This window comes from Bradyrhizobium sp. (genome assembly GCF_049586575.1).
In the GTDB taxonomy this organism is placed as follows: Bacteria; Pseudomonadota; Alphaproteobacteria; order Rhizobiales; family Xanthobacteraceae; genus Bradyrhizobium.
Genome location: NZ_JBAVCF010000590.1, coordinates 1 through 3,922 on the forward strand (window position 1 = coordinate 1; position 3,922 = coordinate 3,922).

4 protein-coding genes are annotated in these 3,922 nt (G+C 63.5%); all 4 read right to left on the bottom strand.

All coding sequences use genetic code 11. The features are described 5' to 3' along the window. Window positions 1–5: 5 nt before the first annotated feature. The 4 genes from WB528_RS22095 to folP are packed head-to-tail and all read right to left on the bottom strand — an operon-like array spanning window position 6 to window position 3,640. Window positions 6–1,877, bottom strand: coding sequence for a methylmalonyl-CoA mutase family protein (locus WB528_RS22095; protein ID WP_423890677.1), 1,872 nt, complete (start codon window positions 1,875–1,877; stop codon window positions 6–8). 49 nt (window positions 1,878–1,926) lie between these two features. After that, window positions 1,927–2,418, bottom strand: coding sequence for a 2-amino-4-hydroxy-6-hydroxymethyldihydropteridine diphosphokinase (folK, locus tag WB528_RS22100; protein WP_423890679.1), 492 nt, complete (start codon window positions 2,416–2,418; stop codon window positions 1,927–1,929). Then, window positions 2,418–2,786, bottom strand: a complete 369-nt coding sequence (gene folB / locus WB528_RS22105; RefSeq protein ID WP_422252782.1) for a dihydroneopterin aldolase — start codon at window positions 2,784–2,786, stop codon at window positions 2,418–2,420. The genes folK and folB overlap by 1 nt, the downstream gene beginning before the upstream one ends. Next, a complete protein-coding gene (gene folP / locus WB528_RS22110; protein WP_423890681.1) occupies window positions 2,783–3,640 on the bottom strand; it encodes a dihydropteroate synthase in 858 nt (285 codons plus the stop codon). The genes folB and folP overlap by 4 nt, the downstream gene beginning before the upstream one ends. Window positions 3,641–3,922 lie beyond the last annotated feature (282 nt).

Here is a 3,922-nt window from a genome sequence, read left to right on the forward strand (position 1 = left end):
CTCAGTCATGCGGTATCCACCAGCCGGTGGGCCTGTCGCAGGGCGGCAAGCGCGTCGCCGCCGGCAAAGATGAACTCGTTAACGCCGGCCGCACGCAAGGCCTGTTCCTGCTCGCCCGCCCGGCCTGCCAGATAGATATGTTTGGCGCCGGCCGCTTGAAGGGCCTTCGCGGCCTCTTCCGCGCGCTCGGCATAGACCTTGTCGGATGAACAGATGCAGGCGAGCGACGCGCCGGAAGCCTTGAAGTCGACTGAAAGCGCCGCCGGATCGGCAACGCCTTCCGGCCCGATCGTCTCGATGCCGCCGGTCTCGAAGAAACTCCTGGCAAAGGTCGCGCGCGCGGTGAAATCGGCCGGCGTCCCCAGATTGGCGAGGAAAACCCTGGGCCTTGCGCCCGTTGCTTTGAGGATTTCATCGGAGCGGTCGCGCAGGCGTTCGAAGGGCGCGGCGAGCCGCATCGGCGATAGGGCTTCGAACTTGATGTTGGCGTCACCGGAAGCGGCAAGCGTCAAGGGCTTCACGTCCAGAACCGCGACCTTGGCCTCGCCAAGGTTGGGGAATGCGCTGGCGCCGGTCAGCACTTCCTTGCGCCGGGCGATATTGGCTTCGCGGGCCGCACGGGTGGCGGCGACCTTGCGCTGGATCAGGTTTTGTTCGAGTGCTGCGAACACGCCGCCAGCCTTTTCAATTTCCTGGAACAGCGCCCATGCCGCTTCGCAAAGAGCGTGGGTCAAGCTTTCGATGCTGCCGGAGCCGGCGGCGGGATCGGATACTTTGGCCAGATTGGATTCTTCCAGGAGAACAAGCTGCGTATTGCGGGCCACACGCCGTGCAAATGCATCCGGCAATCCGATCGCCAGCGTATGGGGCAGCACCGTGATCGCGTCGGCGCCGGCAAGGCCAGCCGCAAAAGTCGCCATCGTGGCCCGCAGCATGTTCACATAAGGGTCGCGCTGGGTCAGCATCCGCCACGCGGTTTCGGCAGCCACGAAGGCCGGCTTCGGCGCAAGGCCGCAGGCGGCTTCAATTCGAGTCCACAACATGCGTAGCGCGCGGAATTTCGCCATCGTCAGGAACTGGTCAGCGTCGGCTGCCAGCCTGAACGAGATCGCCGCGCGGGCGGCATCAAGATCAATGTTACCTGCCTCCAGCATGCGCAGATAGGCGACAGCCAGCGATAACGCGAACGCCAGTTCCTGGGCTTCCGACCCGCCTGCGTCATGGACCGTGCGCCCGTCGGCCAGCACGAACGGGCCGCGAAAACCCCGCTTGATCAGTCCGCCGACCACGCCGGCAAACGGTTTTTCCATTTCCTTCCACGCGGCTGGAGCGTAGCCGCGCGCGGCCATGGTGCTGAGTGCCTGATAGTTGATGCGCAGATCGACCTTGGCCGGATCGACGTGTTGTCCTTCGATGAGCGCGGCGAGGCTCTCGCCGGCATTTCCCCGTCCGATCACCGGATGAAGCGCGATCGAAATCCCGGCGTCGAAAACCACGCCGTCAAACAGTCGCTTCAATGTTTCCGGCGCCGCATCGATGACGCCAAAACCTCGGGCGCCCGGCCCACCGGCAAACTCGATCTCGATGCCGCTAGCGCCATTTTCCAGATCGTGGATCGCTTGCGCATTGGCGGCCGCAGGGTCTGGGTGATCGATCCGCTGCATGACCTGCCAGGGCGCGGCCGCAGCCCGGCCGGCGATCGGGGCAGTACCACGGGCGCGGCGATAGATCGGCTCAACCGTCAGCCCGTCATAGGTCTTGCCGACCAGCTTCTCGAACGGTGCGCCTTTCAGGACGCCATCGACCAGCTTGCGCCAGTCATCATAGGTCGCCGGCGCAAAATCGGCGGCAAAGGATAGATCGTCAGTCGATGTCATGGGTCGAAATTGCCACGGGCGGGCCGCCAAGCCAAACGATGTTTTCGACCTAAACCGGCCCCCCCAACCGCTCGATTCCCTCGGTGGATAGCTCAGCCAGCGCCGCGGTGACGCTGCGTCCGCCGATCACGCGATCGGGCAAGATCTCGGCCAAGGGCACCAGCACAAAGGCGCGTTCGAACAAGCGAGGGTGCGGCAGCGTCAGCTCTGGTTTCTGCATGGACACGTCGTCATAGGCGATCAGGTCGAGGTCGAGCGTCCGCGGGCCCCAGCGCTTCTCCTTTGCCCGGTCGCGGCCGAATTTGGTTTCGATCTTTTGCAGCGTGAACAACAGCGCGTGCGGATCGAGGCTGGTGTCGATTTCGATGCAGGCGTTGGTGAAACGGTCCTGCTGGATCTCGCCCCAGGGCGGAGTGGCATAATCGGAGGAGCGCGCCAGAAGCGCTCCTTGCGTCATGCCGCAGATATTGGCGATCGCCTTCTGGAACGTGGCGCGGACATCGCCCACATTGCCGCCGAGCGCGATCACGGCGCGAGCCATCAGACCTTCCGCGTGCGGGTCAGGACCACGCCGACGTCATCGAAGATCGCCGCGATCGGCGCATGTGGCTTGTGCACGGTGACCTTGACGGCGCTGATTTTCGGAAACGCGGCCAGCACCGCGTCTGCAACGGCGCCGGCCGCGCGTTCCAGCAGTTTGTAGTTGACGTCCTTGAAGGCCGCGGTCGCGGTGGCAACGACATTGGAATAGGAGACCGTGTCGGCGAGGCGGTCCGTGCGCGAAGACTCCGAAAGGTCGGCGGAGAGTTCGAGGTCGATGACGAAACGCTGCCCGACTTCGGTTTCATGATCCATGACGCCGTGGCGAGCGTGGATGACGACGCCGGTAATGAAGATCGTATCGCTCATTCCCTGTCCCAAATGGCTGTGGCTACACGCAAGGCCTGTACAGTCTCCCACACGTCGTGGGTCCGGACGATCCGCGCGCCGGCTTTCGCCGCGATCAGATGCGCGGCGATCGAGCCGCCGAGGCGCTGATCCGGCTCTGACGGCGATATAGTGGCAATGAAGCGTTTGCGCGAGGCGCCGACCAGAAGCGGCAGGCCAAAGGTCTCGAACTCGTTCAAGCGCGCCAGAACCGTTATGCTTTGCTCCTGGGTCTTGCCGAAGCCGATGCCGGGATCGAGCGCGATAAATTCGCTCGAAATGCCGGCTTGGGAAGCGATCTGAAGCGAGCGCGAGAAGAATTCGGCCACGTCACCCATGATGTCGATATCGCCATCGGCGCCGTCGCGGTTGTGCATGATCACGACAGGACAGCGCCGCTCCGCAATCAATTTGGCCATGCCCGGCTCGCGCTGCAGGCCCCAGACATCGTTGGCGACAGTCGCCCCGTTATCCAGTGCCCAGGCGACGACCACCGGCTTCATGCTGTCGATCGACACCGGAATTCCGAGAGCGGCGACCTGGCCAAGGATCGGCTGCAAGCGCCGCATCTCCTCATCGGCAGAGATCGGTTGCGAACCATACGGCCGGGTCGATTCCGCGCCGATATCGATGATGTCGGCGCCCTCGGCGGCTATGCGTTTGGCCTGCGTCAGCGCGTCCGCCGGTGCCAGAAAGTGTCCGCCGTCCGAGAAGGAGTCCGGCGTGACATTTAATACCCCCATCACGAGCGGATACGGCCTGGATAGTCGTTCCGGCCAGCTCCGATGATCCGCCGAGGCGGCCGCGGGGGCGGTTTCGGGCGAGGTCGCGATCATGCGGTCGCTTTGCGCGGTCGGCAGCGGGGAGTCAAGAGAGCCGGCGCACGGACGAACGGCGCGGCCCCCGGATCGCGCCCCGCGGCTTAAAGAGCATCCTTGCTAGTGCGGCGAATTTGAAGTTCCTATCAGTGTTGCCGCAATCGCTTTATAGGAACTTCAAATTCAAGGCCGCACTAGAATCAATAAGTTACTAGAGCTCGTTTGATTCCGAAGCTCGCATCGGAGGTTGCCGCGATACCGTGCGAACTTCGGAATCGGAGCTCTAGGTGATCTTAGTAG